Raw genomic sequence first — 16,869 nt, 5'->3', positions numbered from 1 at the left:
TCTATGATTTATTTAAATCCACGCAGACGGACTTGCGTCACTTGGCATTCTTAAATCTCCTCTTGGAGATACTGCCACACTTCCAACTTTAGGTCCATCTGGCAGACAGGAACGTTTAAATTGCTGGCTGAAAAATCTCCAGTAGAATTTATCCAGCCACTTTTTAATTGTTTCATCGCCATATACACCATCAAAAGTCTGTTTTGCCATTCGATATAATTTTGATTTAGGGAATCCAAAACGCATCATATAGTATAAGAAGAAATCGTGAAGTTCGTATGGACCAACCAGATCTTCCGTTTTCTGAGAAATCACACCATCTACAGGTGGTAACAGTTCTGGACTTACTGGTGTATCAAGAACATCCATTAATACCTCTGATAATTTCTTATTTTCAACAGTGTCTGCATAATATAATACCAGATATCTCACCAGAGTTTTTGGCACTGAACAGTTTACAGCATACATTGACATATGGTCACCATTATATGTTGCCCATCCTAGAGCCAGCTCTGACATATCTCCAGTTCCAATAACCATTCCATTATACTTATTTGCAATATCCATTAAAATCTGTGTACGTTCTCTTGCCTGGGAATTTTCATAAGTAACGTCGTGCACATTTTCATCATGGCCAATATCTTCAAAATGCTGGCGTACTGCCTTTTCAATATTTACTTCTTTTAGGGTTGCCCCAAGCTCATGAATCAGTGAAACTGCATTCTGATAGGTGCGGTCTGTTGTGCCAAAACAAGGCATAGTAACACAGATTAGATTTTCTCTTGGAATATTCAGCATATCAAATGCTCTGGCTGTAACCAGTACAGCCAATGTAGAATCCAGTCCACCTGATATTCCTACCACCGCATGCTGGCAATGGGTATGTTCCAGACGTTTCTTCAGACCCATAGACTGGAGAGACAAAATTTCATTACATCGTTTTTCTCTCTCCTCTTTATTATCCGGTACAAACGGTGCTCTTGGGAATGTTCTGGAAATATTATTATCTTTAATTTCTAATGAAAAAAGAACTTCTTCATAATCTTCTGTCTCTCCACCTGGGAAAGAAGTCATCTTTCTTCGTTCTGCTGCCAGTTTATGAACATCAATATCCGCATAAATGATTTCATTGGTAAATCTTTCAGCTTCTGCAAGAACAGAACCATTTTCACAGATTAAATGATGTCCGCTATATACAACATCCTGTGTAGATTCTCCCTCTCCTGCATTGGCATACACATAAGCAGCTAAAAGTCTTGCAGACTGATTGGCAACCAGACTTCTTCTGTAAACTTCCTTGGTTGTTGTTTCTACGCTGGCAGATGGATTACAGATTACTGTTGCCCCAGCCATTGCATGAAAAGTGCTTGGCGGCAATGGAACCCATAAATCCTCACAAACCTCACAGGCAATCACTAATTCCGGAATCTCCTCACAGACAAACAACTGATTGGTATAGACACTTACCGGATTATCACCAAACCATATCATTTCATCTATATCTTTTCCAGATGTGAAGTGACGCAGTTCATAAAATTCCCCATAATTTGGCAAATGGGTCTTTGGTACGATTCCAAGAATTTCTCCATCATGCAAAACAGCTGCACAATTATATAATTTATGTTTAACAACCAATGGACATCCTACTACTACGACCATATTCATATCTTTTGTTGATCTGGCTATGTTTATTAACTGTTCTTTACATGCTTTCAACAATGGTTCCTGTAAAAATAAATCGCCACATGTGTAACCACTAATGGTTAGCTCTGAAAACACCAAAAGACTGGCCCCATTGGCTCCAGTCTCTTTGATGATCTTTATAATTTCTTCGGCATTATATACAGGATCTGCTACTTTAACTTTTGGTGTTGCACAAGCAACTTTTATAAATCCATCTTTCATCATACACCTCAGATTTTATTATTCTTAATCTTCATTCATATTTGCAAGCTTTGCTGCCTGATCTGCTGCAGTCAGACTATCAATCAACTCATCCAGATCCCCATTCATAATCGAATCCAGTTTATGGAGTGTCAGCTTAATTCTATGATCTGTAACACGTCCCTGTGGATAATTGTAGGTACGAATCTTTTCAGAACGATCTCCTGTACCAATCTGACTTTTACGTTTTGCTGCTTCTTCATCGTGGGCTTTCTGCTGCTCCAGCTCATACAGACGAGAACGAAGTACTTTTAAAGCTTTATCCTTATTCTTTAACTGGGATTTTTCATCCTGACAGGATACTACGATTCCCGTTGGTATATGAGTCAGTCTTACTGCGGAATCAGTTGTATTGACACACTGTCCACCGTTTCCTGATGCACGGAATACATCAAAACGACAATCATTTAAATCAATTTCAACTTCAACTTCTTCCACTTCAGGCATAATTGCCACTGTAATTGTAGAAGTATGAATTCTTCCTCCTGATTCTGTGGCTGGAATTCTCTGCACACGGTGAACACCACTTTCATATTTGAAACGTGAATATGCACCCTGACCAGAAACCATAAACACCAGTTCCTTAAATCCACCAATACCACTTTCATTAAAACTTAATGTATTGACTTTCCATCTGCGTCCTTCTGCATAGCTTCGATACATTCTTGCAACGTCAGCAACAAACAGTCCAGCTTCATCTCCACCTGCACCTGCACGCATTTCCACGATGATATTTTTATCATCATTTGGATCCTTTGGTATCAGGAGAATTTTTAATTCTTCTTCCAGACGTTCAACATTTGCCTTGGATTCTGCCAATTCCTCTTTTGCAAGTTCTTTCATTTCTTCATCTGTTTCTTCATCCAATAGTTCCAGACTTTCTTCTACATTTTGTTTTTCTGCCTGGTACTCTTTAAATTTTTCCACAATTGGGGTTAAATCATTCTGTTCTTTCATCAAATCACGAAAACGATTTGGATCAGATGCCACATCAGGATCATTTAACTCCTGAAGTACTGTATCCAGACGATCTACCAAACTTTCTAATTTATCAAACATGTTTCTCTCCTTCTCTTGCGTTTCCAAAGACCAGTCGGTCCAGTCCTGCCAGATCTTTCTTTATTGTAACGGAAACAAATCCCTCTGCTTCCATTAATTTCTTCACTGCTTCTCCCTGATCATATCCAATCTCAAAAGCAAGCATTCCTCCTGGTTCCAGATAATCCATTGCTTCTTTTATTATTTTCCTGTAAAAGTACTGTCCATCCTCTTTTCCATCCAATGCCAGCATGGGTTCATGATCTCTGACTTCTGGCATTAATTTTTCACATTCTTTTGTTGTAATATAAGGAGGATTGGAGATAATCAAATCATACGTTCCTGTTACATTCTCAAAAAGGTCACTTTGAATAAATTTTACCATAGGAGACAGATTTTCGCCATTATCTTTCGCAATCTTTAATGCTTTTTCACTTATGTCTGTTCCTATGCATAATCCTGGTTTTAAAATCAATGATAAACTAATGGCAATACAACCAGAACCCGTACACATATCAAGAATCTTCTCAGGGCGAATTCCTGTAGCTATCACTTCTTCTAAAACAGTTTCCGTATCTGCTCTTGGAATCAGTACATCTGGAGTTACTAAAAAAGTATACCCCATAAATTCCTGTGTTCCAATCAAATATTGTAACGGGATTCTTTCTTCTGCACGTTTTCTTATCATATCCTGATATTTTATCAGTCCTTTTTCATCTAATACCTCTTCTGTCATTCCAAACAGATAATCTTCTCTGGATACATTCAGGCAATGGGAAAACATATACCATGCTTCTCCTGAAGCATTGTCGATATTTTGCTCTTCCAGAATTTTCTGCCCATGTTGGACCCATTCTCTTCTATTCATGGTTCTCCCGTTCCTTTTCTAAATATTCTCTCCAGTCAAAAACACCCTCTACCGATGCAATAGCAACTTCTATCATTGATTCATCAGGTTCTCTGGTAGTCAGTTTCTGCAGATATAATCCTGGCTTACTTAATTTTTCTATCACCTTACTGTCACTTCTCCCGGCCAAACGAATAAATTCATAGGATACTCCTGCTACAGCTGGCAAAAGAAGCAATCTTGATACTACCCTAAGCCAGATGGTATCTACACGAATAAAGAAGAAAAACACCATACTGATAATCATAACAATGAACAGGAAGCTGGTTCCACATCTTTTATGAAGCCGTGTATATTTCATAACATTCTGTGGAGTCAGATCTTCTCCCGCTTCCAGGCAATTAATCGTTTTATGCTCTGCTCCATGATACATAAATACACGCTTAATATCCTTCATTTTTGAAATCAGAACAATATAACCAAGGAAAATGCCGACTCTTACTATTCCTTCTATTAATAGTATAATATATTTATTTTTAATCCAGTAACTCACACCTTCTGAAACAAGATATGGAAGTACCATGAATAATCCAATGGATATCGCAAAAGAAATCAACATGATGATTCCCATCATGACTTTTTCACCTTTTCCTGAAAAAAGCTTTTCTACTATTTCTTCAAATTTTCCTGATTCTTCCTCTTCCTCATCTTCAAAAAAAGAAGCAGAATAATTCAAAGTCTTCATTCCGATGACCATGGATTCTACAAAATTTACCATTCCCCGAAGAATTGGCAGCTTAAATAACGGATGCTTATCTGAAAAACTAACACAATCATCCACTTTTGTTTCTATTTCACCATTGGGTTTTCTTACAGAAACAGCATAACGATTCATATTCTTCATCATTACACCTTCCATAACCGCCTGACCGCCAATTAAAACCGCCATATTTTATCTCCCTTTTACTACTAAACAAAGCGGACAAGTCCGCATTAACTTCCTAAATCCTCCATTTTTAAAGGACCTGCATCTAATCGCATCCTCACGGAGCGTTTTTTATTATATAGAAATTCTCTGTACAATAAAAAAAGAAAAGGTTGAGATTAATGATAACCTCAACCTGATTCCTTACTTTTCTACTTAACACCATATTTACGATTGAACTTATCAATACGTCCACGAGCCTGAGTAGCTTTCTGCTGACCTGTGTAGAATGAATGACATTTTGAACAAATTTCTACGTGGATATCTTCTTTTGTAGATCCTGTTACAAATTCGTTTCCACAGTTGCATACTACTTTAGCCTGATAATAATTTGGATGAATTCCTTCACGCATGTTATCTATCTCCTCTTCTAAAACAAATTCGTTGGATTTTGCCAACGTACACATACTTCGACTTTCGTCACTGTTATTTTACAAACAGCTTTTTTATTTTATCATAGTAATATTTAAATTGCAATGATTTTTTCATTATTATAAAAAAACACTTTTATTTGCTTCGTAATAATGATTTTTTGGTATACTGAACAAATTCTTTGTTATCTTTTGTTCTTTTAAACAGATCCATCATTTGCTCTAAAAATTCTTCGGATTTATTACCGGATAATTCTTTATGAAGAGCCGTTACAACTTCTAATTCCTCATTTGTAAGTAATAATTCTTCTCTTCGCGTACCGGATTTGGCAATGTCAACAGCAGGAAAAATTCTTTTTTCTGCCAGTTTTCGACTTAAAACAACTTCCATGTTACCAGTTCCTTTAAATTCTTCAAAAATAACATCATCCATACGGCTTCCGGTTTCTACCAGTGCTGTTGCGAGAATTGTCAGACTTCCGCCTTCTCTCATATTTCTCGCTGCACCAAAAAATTTCTTTGGCATATAAAGTGCCGCCGGATCAAGACCACCTGTCAGAGTTCTTCCACTTGGCGGAACTGTCAGATTATAAGCTCTGGCAAGACGTGTAATACTATCCAGCAGAATAACCACATCTTCTTTATGTTCTACCAGTCTTTTTGCACGTTCTAAAACCATTTCAGATACACGCTTATGATGCTCTGGAAGTTCATCAAAAGTTGAATAAATTACCTCTACATTTTCTCCTTCAATAGACTCCTTAAAATCAGTTACTTCTTCAGGACGCTCATCAATAAGTAATACGATTAATTTGATATCTTTATAATTATTGCTGATGCTTTGTGCAATTTGTTTCAACAGTGTTGTTTTTCCTGTCTTCGGAGGAGAAACAATCATTCCTCTCTGTCCTTTCCCAATTGGAGACAATAAATCAACCATTCTCATTGGCAATGAAGATTTTCTTGTTTCCATTCCTAATCTTACATCTGGGAAAATTGGAGTCAAATCCTCAAAATGCTGTCTTTTTGCTGCAATATCCGGCTTATAGCCATTTACCGATTCCACAAAAAGTAACGCACTGAATTTTTCACTTTGAGTCTTTACGCGAATTGCTCCTGATAAAATATCTCCCGTCTTCAAATTAAATTTACGAATCTGCGCCGGAGAGACATAAATATCATTATCTCCTGGAAGATAATTTTCACATCGAATAAATCCATAACCATCTGGCATAACTTCCAGAATTCCATTGGCCTTTTCACCGCTATCCAGACTTTTCATATTTTTAGGAAATTCTTTTCCTGTTGTTTTTTTAGGGCTGTTCTTTTTATCATACTCTTCTAAAGTCTCAATCAATTCACTTTTTTTAAGAGCAGATATTCCCGATATGTTTCGTTCTTTGGCAATTTCACGCAGTTCCACCACCGATTTTTCCTGATATATCATAAGTTGTTCTCCTTTGTTTGGGAAAATGGATGAATTATCCACAGACTTGATTAATTTCATACTAATTTATCTTATTCTAACACATTTTCCCTGAATGTCCAACGATTTGTTCTTTCAAACGTCGTAATACCTTTTTTTCCATCCTGGATACCTGAACCTGAGAAATCTGTAGAATTTCTGCAATTTCCTGCTGTGTCTTTCCACAAAAATATCTATATTTAATTAACTTTCGTTCTTCTTCTTTAAGACATTTTAATGATTCTTCAAGCAGCACATGATTTAAAATCATTTCTTCCTGATTTTCATCTTTTGTTAATCGATCTAACAGCTGAATTTCATTCCCGTCTCCTTGAAAAGTTGTCTGATGCAAAGATTCCACTTCTTTATTAGACTCCAATGCTACAACAATTTCTTCTCGACCCAGACATGTTTCTTTCTCAATTTCTTCTATCGTTGCTTCTCTCTGATATTTCATTGAAATCTGTTCTCTTGCCTGTTTTATTTTATATGCATTTTCTTTTAAAGAACGACTGACCTTAATCATTCCATCATCTCTTAAAAATCTTTTTATCTCCCCTGTAATCATAGGTACTGCGTAGGTAGAAAATTTAACATCATAAGCAAGATCAAATTTATCCACTGCTTTTAACAGGCCGATACTTCCAATCTGGAATAAATCTTCAGGATCATATCCTCTGTTGGTAAACCTTTTAACCACACTCCATATTAATCCCATATTATCTAAAATCAATTTCTCTCTGGCATGTACATCTCCATCTTTTGTAAGCCTCAAAAGATTTCTTGTCTCATCCATGTATATTATCATTTCCTCCAAAAGTTTTTGACATCTCTACTCTTGTACCTTTTCCTTCCTTAGAAAAAACTTCTACCTTATCCATAAAAGCCTCCATAAAAGAAAATCCCATGCCTGTTCTTTCATCTTCCGGTTTTGTTGTATACATTGGTTCCATAGCTTTTTGAACGTCCTTAATACCAATACCAAAATCTTCAACCGCAAGATAAAGGGTCTTATCTTTATTCCATAAATCAAATTGAATCATTCCCTCTGAGTCATTATAAGCATGTACAATACAATTTGTCACAGCTTCTGAAACAGCTGTTTTTACATCTGCCATTTCTTCTACTGTGGGATCAAACTTCATTATAAATGCTGCTGTAACCACTCGTGCAATTCCTTCATTCTCAGATTCACTGTTAAATTCTAAATGTACCATAATATTCCTCCCTTATATTTCTATTACCAGTTTCTCAAGACCCGCCATATGAACAATTCGCTGAATAACATCATTCATATGACTTAAATACACTTTGCCTCCCATTGGCTGAATCTGTTTATATCTTCCAAGAATTACTCCTATTCCTGAACTATCCATAAAATCTGATTTTTCAAAATCAAATTCTATATCCTGAATCGGATAAGATTTTAATATAATTTCACATTGATGCCGGACTTTCTCCGCCATATGATGATCTAGTTCTCCATCAAGCTTAATGCATAATTTCCTGTTTTCTATCTGATATTCTGTTGCCATTTTTCTCTCTCCTTCCAATCTATTATGCTTTAGCATCAGTTCATACAAGTTCTTTCATAGTGAAATTTCCTATGTAATAAAAAAAAGATAAAAGAGAAGGCGGATTCTTCCAGATCATCCTTCTTTCTTTTATCTTTTGTGTAGTTCAAATAATGATGTATATCCTTTAACAAAAACAAACTATAAATTCTTGCTTGTTTTCTGCTGTAATGCATTCATACGATTCTGTGAATTAGTAGCACTTCTTGTTCCAGGGAATTTTTTAATTATTTTCTCATAAGTGCTAATGGCACTTTTCGTATTTCCATTGTCTTCATAAGCTCTTGCAAGATAATAATAAGAGTTTACATCTGTATCACTGATCTTGATTGCTTTTTTAAAATAATCAACTGCCTTTTTATAATCTTTTGCATAATATGCATTCAATCCTTCTGTATAAAGCCCTTTTTGTGCATTTGGATAAACTTTAGTTTTTAAATCATCATAAATACTCTTCATATTCTTTGTAGTAAGCTTTTTACGATCTATATCCAAAAGTGCATTTGCAGATTCAGTGTAATTCTTATCACTATACTGCTGTAAAGCTTTTAAAAGAAGATCATAAATACCATCTTTTTTACTGGTACCAATATACTCTTCCAGCTCATCTTCTGCTTTTTTCTGTGCTTCCTGTGCCTCTTTAATCTTCTTTTCTCCTGCTTTAAGCTGTGTGTCCTTTGCAAGAATCTGCTCTTTATAATCTTCCACCTGTGTAGATGTTTTGTGAGAAAAACTTGCTTTTACTGTTGGATAAATCAACGCTACAGATACAATCACTCCAATGATCAGACCTGTTACCATGTAAAACATCGGTCCTTTAGAAGAATCAGTATTATCAAATGATTTTGCTTTAAATGGATTTTTTATTCCTTTTGCAGTCTCTGTTGACTTTTTACTCTTTTCTTTTTCTTCAGACTCATGTTCAACATCTTCTGGATTCTTAATTTCTGCATTAAATTCCTTCATATATTCCTTTGCAGATTCATTTTCCGGATCAACTTTAAAAATATTATTAACAGCTTCCTGGGCTGTTTCAAAATCTTCTGCTTTCACAGATAACAATGCCATTAAAAGATATGCATCTACAAAATTAGGAATCGCAGATACTACATTCTTTAACTGGAGCATTGCCAGGTCATCATTTCCCTGTTTAGCATAATTTAATGCCTGATTATACTTTTTTATAATCTGATTTGCCTTATATAATTCTGTTTTATTCTTTTTAATTTCTTTTAATTCATCGCCATAAATATTTTCCACTGCCTGTTCTAAATCTGCACAAGGCTGAAATTTTTCTAATTCTTCATTAAAATTTAACATATTCTTTCCTCCTGGATATATACTGTTTGGTTATTCCAACCAGATAAAATGATCCTACTACAAAACAAATGGTTTCTTTATCTTTTACTCTTATCATTTCTTCAAATGCGTTCTGAAATTCTTTTTCATCTACAACCCTTCCATTAATGGAAATTGTCTGGAATGATTCTAGTCCATTCATTGATTCCAGAATATGGCGCATATGATCTTCTTCATTCTTATGGGAAGCTCCAAATATTATTCTCTTTCTGCCTTTAAAGTGTTCCTCAACGGTAGCACAGAAAGCTTCAATCCCCTGTATATTATGTGCCACATCCACATAAACCCCAGGCAGTACTTCTTCCATACGTCCTGGCATTCTGATTTTTTCCAATGCATGAAAAATTACCGGTTCTTCAAATGTTCCTAAAATACATTCTGCCGCTTTCAGGGCAAGAGCTAGATTCTCTCTCTGGAATTTTCCCGCAACATTTTTACCAGTAACTCTCTTCTTATCATACGCACTGGAATTTAAAAAATCAATATATTTCCCATATTTTTCTATAAAATTAAGATTATCTTCAGAAAGTATTTCCAACGGCGCATTTTTCTTTTCTGCTTCTTCCTGTATAACTCTCATACATTGCTTTTCCTGTTTTGCAGAAATTACAGGAACTCCTTCTTTTATGATTCCTGCCTTATGATAAGCAATTTTATCAAGTGACTCTCCAAGAAATTCCATATGGTCCATACTGATTGTTGTTAATATACTTACTTTAGGTAAAATCATATTGGTGGCATCATATCTTCCACCCATTCCCGTCTCCACAATACAATAATCCAGTTTTTCTTCTTGAAATGATACCATTGCCATTAAAAAAAGCATTTCAAAAAACGAGGGATGCTGTCTCCCATCTCCTATTGCTTTTTTTACAGCTTCTGATACCTCTTTAAAGACTTCTGAAAATAACTGATTTTCAATATTCTCTCCATTGATACGAATACGTTCATTGACACATAGCAAATGAGGAGAAGAAAACACTCCTGTTCTCATGCCTTTTTCCTTTAGTAACGCTTCCAGGAACATGCATGTAGAGCCTTTGCCATTAGTTCCTGCCACATGAATCAGTCGTAAGCTATCTTGAGGATTTCCAAGACACTCCAGAAGATATTCTATATTATTAATCGGTGATTTCTTGGCGAATCCTGCTGTTTTATTTAAATAATTTATTGATTCTTCATATGTCATGAATCTGCTTCCTTTATTTTATATAAAAACCATTGGTTTTTCGTTCTGTAATATTTCCGGATTTATCAGTAAATCTTACATACACTCTGACTTTTTTCTTTTTGGTCTTATAAGTTACACTATTTCCTGTCTTCCACTTATATCCGGATGCACTTTTTCCTTTTGGTACGATTTTATATTTTGTGCAATATTTGCCGCTTGTTCCATAGGAGGCAGAGAAATATAACTTAATATATTTTTTAAATTTTGTATTGTAACTGTTTTTTGAAGATAGAGATAAAGTTTTAATACCTTTTTTATTTCCTTTAATCTTAGCCGATACAGGTGCCTTGGTATCCACAGTAAATCCCGGCAATTTCATGACTGTTGAGCCAAGAGGTGTCACAAATCTGACATAAATACGCCCACAGAATCCATCCCCTATAGTTACCTGATTTCCATTTTTATAAGACACTTTTGTATTGCTACAGCCTTTATTTACCACTTTATACTGAATTGCCGTCAGGTCAGTAAATGAACGTGCTGTTGCTGAAAAACTCACTGTAACTGTTTTTTTCTCATATAAATTATATGTATTGGCTGCATCACTTCTTGTAGGATTCAACGTTTTTGCCCCTGTTGTCTTAACATTTACAGTACTTAAAAGCCGTGAGCTTCTTGTTTTGGGTATATATTCTCCATATTCTTCTGCAGTTGACGACTTGCTGCCTTCAATAGAAAGTTTCTTTCCATCAGATACAACCTTTATGCTTCCGTTATGGCTAGTGGTATATATGTTATACTCTCCAAGATCCCGTACCGTTCTGTCCATTGGTGATCTGTTTACGTTTTTATATCCATTACTTACAATAGCCAATGCTCCTTGTGTACGGTCAAACAGCAGCTTATGATCTGATGTGTAATCTCCTTTTTTGTTTTCCTCTGTAATGTCCTGCTTACCATGATGAGGTACTTTCAAAACCTGTGCCTGAAGATTTTTACCTTTTGATATCATATCCTGTACAGGCTCTTTCTGTGTATCTCCGGTCATTAAAAACGTATTCGTTCCATATGTCAGTTTACAGACCACTGAATATTTATTTACCTGTCGGGCTACAAGACTTACCGCACGTCCAAAAATAAAATCTGTATCAACCGGTCCAAGTATTTCCATAAGCATACCTTCACCCTCCGGTCCAAGCCATACCTTCTTCCCTGCAACAGGTTCTTCTACAACAAATTCTTCCAGTTTCTTTTCTTTGGATTTCCTCTGTCTTTTTTCTAAAGCTTCATTAAATCTTCGGATAATATCTGTGTCATAAAGATTATCTGTTGTAGAAAAATTTGGATTATTCAGATTGATGGTATTTTGATTCACATAAATCTTTTTTATATGGATATCATCATCTTCAAAAATAGATAAAAATCCTCCCATATGATCTACATGGGGATGCGTTACCAATGCAAACTCCAATTTCGTAATATTATGGCTTTTTAAATAATTTAAAACAACATCACTTGTATTAACCCATGCATCGTCTGTTCTTTCATATTTGATTGGTCCTGCATCAATCAATGCATATTTTGCATTTTCTCCTTCTCCATACTGAAGTAATGCTCCATCTCCGGCACCTACATCGATGTAATGCACAGAAAATTTTTCATTGGCTGAAACTACTTTCTCCTGATTTTCTGATAATACAGATATTCCAAAAACTACAACAAAAAGAAATACAAATTTTAATATTTTCTTTTCTTTCCTTCTCATAATTACTCTCCCACTGTACGGCATAATTTTAGATTTACGTCTTCCATGGTTTCCACAATATAATCTGCATTTTCCAGTGCCTGATTACCAAAATCAGGATTTCGATATCCTATTACCTTCATTTCCGCTCTTTTTGCAGCAAGTGCTCCATTATCAGAATCTTCAATCACAAGACATCGATCAGGTCTGATTCCCAGTTTATCTGCTGCCTTTAAAAATACATCTGGAAAAGGTTTCGCATTTTCACATTCATCTATCCCAGATACAATATCTTTAAAGCAATCTCTGATACCGAAATATTTTGTAATTTCTTCAATATCTTTCAAAGCAGAAGAAGATGCCACTGCCATTGGAATTCCTGCTTCATGCAATTCTTTAATCAATGAAACGGTTCCCTTAATTGGAGCATAACCTTCTTCTTTAATAATCTGATTTCGTATTTGCATCATTCCCTGCACGCATTCTTCAACAGAAACATTTTCCAGGGCAAAATCCTTTTTAATGGTTGACCATGCATCATAAGAAGAAACTCCAAAAAATTTTTCATTATATTTTTTATCCATATGATATCCAAATTGATTCAAAAAACCATTAATTGCTCTAAAATAAACAGGTTCTGTATCAACAATAACACCATCCATATCAAATATAACAGCTTCTAACATAATTCACCTCTTAATACTGCTTTTAATACCTGTAACACACCATCTTCTTTATAGGAAGGTGCTATAAAATTAGCAGCAGCCTTTACTTCATCTCTTGCATTCGCTACAGCAAAACTATGACTTGCCCTCTGCAGCATTTCTATATCATTGAGATTATCACCGAATGCCAGCGTTTCATCTGGAGTAATATGATAATCATCCTGAAAATGTTTCAGCGCTGAGCCTTTTGTCACACCTTTATTAGAGCAGTCAATCCAGAACTTCCCTGAGAAAGTTACATGCATAATCCTGTTCCATCGTTCCAGAAAATCCTGTCCAACAACTTTTTCAATATCACGGTGGTGAAACATTGAAATTTTACAAACATCTTCTGCGTATTCTCCTATATCATCTACCATTTTCCCACGATATCCATAATCATTCACTAAATGATTATAGACTCCATAATTCTCAAAATAACCCATATTATCTTTGTTAATAGATACTTCGCATCCTGGAAATCTTCTTGCTTCATCAATATAAGCACGTACCACTTCCGGCTGGATTACATCAACATATTGATAATCTTTTGAATGAATACATGTCCCATTTTCTGAAATAAAAGCAATATCATCCTTTACCGGTGTAAAAACTTTTGTAATACTTTCTCTCTGACGTCCACTTGCTGCCAGAAATAAAACGCCTCTGCTTCTTAATTGGCGAATCACATCAAAATATTCCGGATTCAAATCCAATGTTCCGTCTTTTACTAATGTTCCATCAATATCTGTGGCAATTAATCTGATCATAAAAATTCCTTTCATCTACAGCTCATACGGAGTTACCTGATAAACATAATAATTCAGCCAGTTATAGTACATTGCATTTGCATGACATCTCCATGATTTTACCGGTCCCTTTTTCGGATCATCATCTTTATAATAATTTTTAGGTATGTCCGGATTTAATCCTTTTTTCATATCTCTGACATATTCCTGATGAAGTGACATCACATCATATTCTGGATGTCCTGTTACAAAAATCTGACTTCCATCATGATTTAAAATCAAATAAGGACCTGTTTCTTCTGATTCTGCTGCAATTGTAAGTTCTTTGTTAGCTCTGATTGCATCACCATCTACCCCGGTATTCCTTGAATGTGGAACATAAAATTTATCATCAAATCCTCTTACCAAAGGAATTTTATTATGTACCGGATGGTGTTCATATACCCCTGAAATCTTTTTATTCAGAATGTTCTTTTTAATTCCATAGTGATAATATAAACCGGCCTGTGCCGCCCAGCAAATATGTAAAGTCGATGTTACATGGGTTTTGGACCATTCCATGATTTCTGCAACTTCATCCCAGTATGCAACTTCTTCGAATTCTTTTAGCTCAACAGGTGCTCCGGTAATAATAAGTCCATCAAATTTTTTATCTCTGATTTCTGAAAAGTAATTATAAAACTTTTCAAGATGTGATTCTGGAACATGCGTTGGAACATAAGACTCTGTTTGTAAAAAAACAATATCCAGCTGCAAAGGAGTATTAGAAAGACTTCTTAATAGATGAAGTTCTGTATCCAGTTTATTTGGCATAAGATTTAAGATTGCAATGCGCAGCGGACGAATATCCTGTGTACATGCCCTCTCATTGTCCATAACAAAAACATTTTCTTCCTCCAAAATAGCCTTTGCAGGCAAATCACTATCAATACGTATTGGCATAGTGTTTCATCTCCTTCATTTTATAAAACTCTATTTTTCAATCATCTGCAAAAAATCTTCCTCACTAATAATAGGAATTCCAAGATCTTTTGCCTTTTTATTTTTTGATGATGTTGATTCTTTATCATTATTAATTAAAAAGCTGGTCTTTTTAGATACAGATCCTGTTGCTTTCCCTCCAAGAGACTCTATCCTCTCCTGAAGTTTTTTTCTGTTTTCAAAATGATTCAAGGAACCTGTAATTACAAAAATCCGGCCCTCTAGAATCTGTTCCTTGGACTGCTCTTCATTTTTTTCAAACCTGATCCATTCCAGCAGCTTATCTATAACCATCCTGTTGTGCTCTGTTCTAAAATATGCTGTTATGGCTTCTCCAATCATTGGTCCGATCTGATCTATTGCAATAAAATCTTCAACTTCTGCTTTTCTAATAGCATTGAAATCATCCTGAAAATGTCTGCATATAAGTTTTGCATTAGACAATCCCACATTTGATATACCAAGACTATAAATAAAGTTTGCCAGAAGTACATCTCTGGATTTTTCAATAGACTGAATGAGCTTCTCATAAGACTTTTCTCCAAAGCCCTCCATTTCCAATATCTCATCTTTATACTGACTTAACGTGAACAAATCATATAGCTCTTTTAAAAATCCCTGATGAATCATTTTTTCCAGGGTTGCTTCTGATAAGCCATCTACATTCATTGCATCACGAGAAACAAAATGAGAAAAAGACTTTATCTTTTTGGCACTGCAAAATTCATTGGTACAGATTAGAGTTTTGATACCATTTTCATTTTGAACTTTTGTCTCTCCTCCACATGCAGGGCAATGTTCAGGAATATGAATTTTTCCGCTTCTTGTTTTATTTTCTGCCAGCTGCGGAATAATCATATTTGCCTTGTACACTGTAATCTCGTCTCCAATACCTAATTCCAGTTCTTCCATTACACTGATATTATGAAGGCTTGCACGACTTACTGTAGTACCTTCCAGTTCTACCGGTTCAAATATGGCTACAGGATTAATTAATCCTGTTCTAGATGGACTCCATTCTATCTCCTTTAATTTTGTATCTGCTGTTTCATCCGCCCATTTAAAAGCTATGGAATCTTTAGGAAATTTTGCTGTTCTTCCCAGACTTTTTCCATATGCAATATCATCATATGCCAAAACCAGACCATCTGACGGCAAATCAAAACCAGCTATTTTTTCTGCAAATTTCTGGATTGCTTCTTGGATATTATCACGATTTACTCTTACATACTCCACCATATCAAATCCAAGATTTTCAGCCCATTGTATTTTTTCTTCCAGAGAATTGTGAAAATCCACATCTTCCACATCACCAATGCTAAATCCATAAAAGTGAACATTTCTTTTTGCAGTGATTTCATTATTCAGTTGTCTTACTGAACCACTGCATAAATTTCTTGGATTTTTATACTGACTATCCACATTTTCAATTTCTTCATTCATTTTTTTAAAAACAGAATACGGAATAACTGCCTCGCCACGAATAACCAATGTTCCTTGATATTTGATTTTCCTTGGAATATTAACAAATACTTTTGCATTGTTGGTTACAACTTCTCCAACTTCGCCATTTCCTCTTGTTACTGCTTTTACCAGGTCGCCATTTTCATAAGTCAGCACAATTGTCAATCCATCCAGTTTCCACGACAGCAGCCCTTCTTTTTCTCCAAGCCAGGATGCCAGCTGCTGTGGTTCCTTTGTCTTATCAAGAGACAACATTGGAGATGGATGATCTTCTTTTTCCAGCGCAGTCATTAGCTCATAACCAACATGGATGGTTGGGCTGTTAGACAATATTGTCCCTGTATCCTTTTCTAATGCAAGAAGCTCATCGTATAATTTATCATATTCATAATTACTGATAATTTCATGGTTCTCCTGATAATAGGCTTTTCCTGCTTTATTTAGAATCTCTATTAATTCTTTCATTCGTTTTA

General features: G+C 35.3%; 16 protein-coding genes. All 16 read right to left on the bottom strand.

What is annotated here, in order from left to right; all coding sequences use genetic code 11:
- Positions 1–12 precede the first annotated feature (12 nt).
- Entirely contained in the window at positions 13–1,905 is a 1,893-nt protein-coding gene (locus KTB61_RS01080; RefSeq protein WP_216696760.1) for an NAD(+) synthase, read from the bottom strand.
- A gap of 24 nt (positions 1,906–1,929) precedes the next feature.
- On the bottom strand, positions 1,930–3,003 hold the full coding sequence (prfA, locus tag KTB61_RS01075) for a peptide chain release factor 1 (protein WP_075759099.1): 1,074 nt from the start codon (positions 3,001–3,003) through the stop codon (positions 1,930–1,932).
- Complete coding sequence (prmC, locus tag KTB61_RS01070; RefSeq protein WP_075759100.1) at positions 2,996–3,850, bottom strand: peptide chain release factor N(5)-glutamine methyltransferase; 855 nt, start codon at positions 3,848–3,850, stop codon at positions 2,996–2,998. Before prmC ends, prfA begins: the two co-directional genes overlap by 8 nt.
- Entirely contained in the window at positions 3,843–4,778 is a 936-nt protein-coding gene (locus tag KTB61_RS01065) for a DUF1385 domain-containing protein (RefSeq protein WP_075759101.1), read from the bottom strand. Before KTB61_RS01065 ends, prmC begins: the two co-directional genes overlap by 8 nt.
- Positions 4,779–4,966: 188 nt before the next feature.
- Entirely contained in the window at positions 4,967–5,167 is a 201-nt protein-coding gene (gene rpmE / locus KTB61_RS01060) for a 50S ribosomal protein L31 (RefSeq protein WP_008390552.1), read from the bottom strand.
- A gap of 154 nt (positions 5,168–5,321) precedes the next feature.
- On the bottom strand, positions 5,322–6,632 hold the full coding sequence (rho, locus tag KTB61_RS01055; protein ID WP_075759102.1) for a transcription termination factor Rho: 1,311 nt from the start codon (positions 6,630–6,632) through the stop codon (positions 5,322–5,324).
- A 76-nt stretch (positions 6,633–6,708) separates the two neighbouring features.
- Entirely contained in the window at positions 6,709–7,446 is a 738-nt protein-coding gene (locus tag KTB61_RS01050; protein WP_075759103.1) for a SigF/SigG family RNA polymerase sporulation sigma factor, read from the bottom strand.
- Positions 7,439–7,867 (bottom strand): anti-sigma F factor, encoded by a 429-nt coding sequence (gene spoIIAB / locus KTB61_RS01045; RefSeq protein ID WP_075759104.1) that lies wholly within the window; start codon positions 7,865–7,867, stop codon positions 7,439–7,441. The genes KTB61_RS01050 and spoIIAB overlap by 8 nt, the downstream gene beginning before the upstream one ends.
- Before the next feature lie 12 nt (positions 7,868–7,879).
- Entirely contained in the window at positions 7,880–8,185 is a 306-nt protein-coding gene (locus KTB61_RS01040; RefSeq protein ID WP_216696631.1) for an STAS domain-containing protein, read from the bottom strand.
- 180 nt (positions 8,186–8,365) lie between these two features.
- Positions 8,366–9,544 carry a tetratricopeptide repeat protein gene (locus KTB61_RS01035; protein WP_216696630.1) on the bottom strand — a complete coding sequence of 393 codons (1,179 nt, stop codon included), beginning with the start codon at positions 9,542–9,544 and terminating at the stop codon, positions 8,366–8,368.
- Positions 9,531–10,772, bottom strand: coding sequence for a bifunctional folylpolyglutamate synthase/dihydrofolate synthase (locus tag KTB61_RS01030; RefSeq protein ID WP_216696629.1), 1,242 nt, complete (start codon positions 10,770–10,772; stop codon positions 9,531–9,533). Before KTB61_RS01030 ends, KTB61_RS01035 begins: the two co-directional genes overlap by 14 nt.
- Before the next feature lie 13 nt (positions 10,773–10,785).
- Complete coding sequence (locus tag KTB61_RS01025; RefSeq protein WP_216696628.1) at positions 10,786–12,519, bottom strand: ComEC/Rec2 family competence protein; 1,734 nt, start codon at positions 12,517–12,519, stop codon at positions 10,786–10,788.
- 2 nt (positions 12,520–12,521) lie between these two features.
- Positions 12,522–13,184, bottom strand: coding sequence for an HAD family hydrolase (locus tag KTB61_RS01020; protein WP_216696627.1), 663 nt, complete (start codon positions 13,182–13,184; stop codon positions 12,522–12,524).
- A complete protein-coding gene (locus tag KTB61_RS01015; RefSeq protein WP_083638472.1) occupies positions 13,178–13,972 on the bottom strand; it encodes a Cof-type HAD-IIB family hydrolase in 795 nt (264 codons plus the stop codon). The genes KTB61_RS01020 and KTB61_RS01015 overlap by 7 nt, the downstream gene beginning before the upstream one ends.
- Positions 13,973–13,987: 15 nt before the next feature.
- Positions 13,988–14,893 carry a homoserine O-acetyltransferase MetA gene (gene metA / locus KTB61_RS01010; RefSeq protein ID WP_075759111.1) on the bottom strand — a complete coding sequence of 302 codons (906 nt, stop codon included), beginning with the start codon at positions 14,891–14,893 and terminating at the stop codon, positions 13,988–13,990.
- A gap of 30 nt (positions 14,894–14,923) precedes the next feature.
- Positions 14,924–16,861, bottom strand: coding sequence for an NAD-dependent DNA ligase LigA (gene ligA / locus KTB61_RS01005; RefSeq protein ID WP_075760521.1), 1,938 nt, complete (start codon positions 16,859–16,861; stop codon positions 14,924–14,926).
- Positions 16,862–16,869: the final 8 nt, after the last annotated feature.

It is taken from the genome of Anaerostipes faecalis, from assembly GCF_018982945.1.
GTDB classification, from domain to species: Bacteria; Bacillota; Clostridia; order Lachnospirales; family Lachnospiraceae; genus Anaerostipes; species Anaerostipes faecalis.
Note: the sequence above shows the minus strand (reverse complement) of the source record. Positions and strands in the feature narration are given on the sequence as shown.